The sequence below is a fragment of the Hyphomicrobium sp. genome, assembly GCF_035687085.1.
Classification (GTDB): Bacteria; Pseudomonadota; Alphaproteobacteria; order Rhizobiales; family Hyphomicrobiaceae; genus Hyphomicrobium_B.
Window position 1 is genome coordinate 1 of record NZ_DASRYS010000004.1, and the last position, 2,173, is coordinate 2,173.

Annotated in this window: 2 protein-coding genes; one reads left to right on the forward strand and one right to left on the reverse strand. The window is 62.4% G+C overall.

All coding sequences use genetic code 11. The features are described 5' to 3' along the window. Positions 1–1,359 (forward strand): dihydrolipoyl dehydrogenase (gene lpdA / locus VFG26_RS03400; RefSeq protein ID WP_325022240.1); only part of this gene is annotated, 1,359 nt, incomplete at its 5' end. Between the two features lie 4 nt (positions 1,360–1,363). Here lpdA and VFG26_RS03405 read toward each other — a convergent pair. Then, positions 1,364–2,173: TraB/GumN family protein (locus VFG26_RS03405; protein ID WP_325022242.1), on the reverse strand; the 810-nt coding region annotated here is incomplete at its 5' end.

Here is a 2,173-nt window from a genome sequence, read left to right on the forward strand (position 1 = left end):
GGCTACGTCTGCGCTATCCGCGCCGCGCAGCTCGGCATGAAGGTGGCGGTGGTCGAAAAGAGATCGACATTCGGCGGGACCTGTCTGAACGTCGGCTGCATTCCCTCAAAAGCGCTGCTTCACGCCTCGCATGCGTTTGACGAGGCAAAGCACGGCTTTGCGGCCATGGGCATCGCCGACGATCCCAAGCTCGACCTGGAGAAGATGCAGGCCTTCAAACGCGAAGGCGTCAAAGGCAACGTCGATGGCGTCGCCTATCTATTGAAGAAGAACAAGGTCGACACGGTCTTCGGCACCGGCCGCATCGTCCGCTCCGGTCAGGTTGCGGTGACGTCGCCGAGCGGCGAAACGCAGACGCTCGATACGAAGTGGATCATCATCGCCACGGGCTCCGACGTGACGCGCCTTCCCGGCATCGAGATTGACGAGAAGCGCGTCGTCTCATCGACCGGCGCGCTCGACTTCACGACCGTTCCCAAAAAACTGATCGTCGTCGGCGCCGGCGTCATCGGGCTGGAACTCGGATCGGTGTGGCGGCGGCTCGGCTCGGAAGTCCTCGTCGTCGAATATCTGAACCGCATCCTCCCCGGCATGGATGCCGAGACCAGTCGTTCGTTCCAGCGCATTCTCGAAAAGCAGGGCTTGGCCTTCCGCCTGTCGAGTAAGGTCTCAGCCGTCGAAACGACCGAGACGGGCGTGAAGGCCACGGTGGAACCAGCGGAAGGTGGCGGCGCAGAAACCATCGAAGCCGATGCCGTTCTCGTCGCCGTTGGCCGCGTGCCCTACACGGAAGGCTTGGGTCTCGCCGAAGCCGGCATCGCGCTCGACCCGAAAAAGCGCGTTCTCGTTGACGGGCATTATCAAACGAACGTCACGGGCATCTTCGCCATTGGCGACGTGATTGCCGGCCCCATGCTTGCGCATAAGGCGGAGGACGAAGGCATCGCGGTGGCGGAGATCATCGCCGGTCAGGCGGGCCACGTGAACTACGACGTCATTCCGAACGTCATCTACACGAGCCCCGAAGTCGCAAGCGTCGGCAAGACCGAAGAAGAGCTGAAGGCGGCAAGCATCGCCTACACGGTCGGCAAGTTCCCCTTCACGGCGAACGGCCGCGCCAAAGCCATTCGGCAGACAGACGGCTTCGTCAAAATCCTCGCCGACGCCAAGACGGATCGCGTGCTCGGCGTGCACATCATCGGCGCCAATGCGGGCGAGCTGATCGCGGAAGCTTGCGTGCTGATGGAATTCTCAGGGTCGGCGGAGGACCTGGCTCGTACCTGCCACGCGCACCCGACCTTTGCGGAAGCTGTGAAGGAAGCTGCAATGGCCGTCGCCAAGCGCGCGATCCACTTCTGACGCGCTACTCTACCGGCGTGACCGTGTAGCCCGACTCACGAAGCAGGGTGACGAGCCCTGTCGGCCCCGGAAGATGCAGCGCACCGATCGCGATGAACGCGTTGCCCCGCTCCAACAGCGGCAGCGCCGCATCGCGCATCTTGGCGTTTCGGTCGATCAGCAAGGCCTTCTTGAAACCATCGAACGTCGAAGGAGGCGCACCGCTCTCGACGGCGAGCGCCAGCTGAAACGGCAGCGCCGCGCCGATCTGGCGCTTTGAATACATCTGCACCATCGTTTCCATCATGTCGTCGGCGCGGTCGATGTAGTCGAGCTCCACTTTCAAAATCGCAAGCTGCTGATCGTCGGAGAGGGACGCGAGCGCCACGATCTGGCTGTCGATCGTCTCGAGCCCCGTAACGGTAATCCCGTTCTTTTTTGCTTCGGCAGCAACCTGAAGATCGAGCACCGTTTTGCCGGCAGCGATCTGCTTGCGCTCGCAGTCGGAGGTAGAAAGCAGCATGCTGACGAGCCAGGGCTTCATGACCCCGGCAAACTCCGCCGGCATCCCCGACCTCTTTAGGATCTCTTCGACCCTGTAGTAGTCGTCGTTGGAGAGAGCCCTCTTCAGCGACTTGCCATCCGTATAGACTGTCAGCTTTGCCGCCTTCGCCATCGCGGCCGCCACGGCCTCAGGAGAAAGATCGGCAACTTCCAGCGCCACGGATTTCGATTGCGCGATCGCAGCCTTCGCGGCGGGGCTCAGCTGCGAGATGCGCGGATCGCTGAGGTGCATCGTCCCGAATAGGTAGGATCGCCCGGAGCCCGGCTTTTC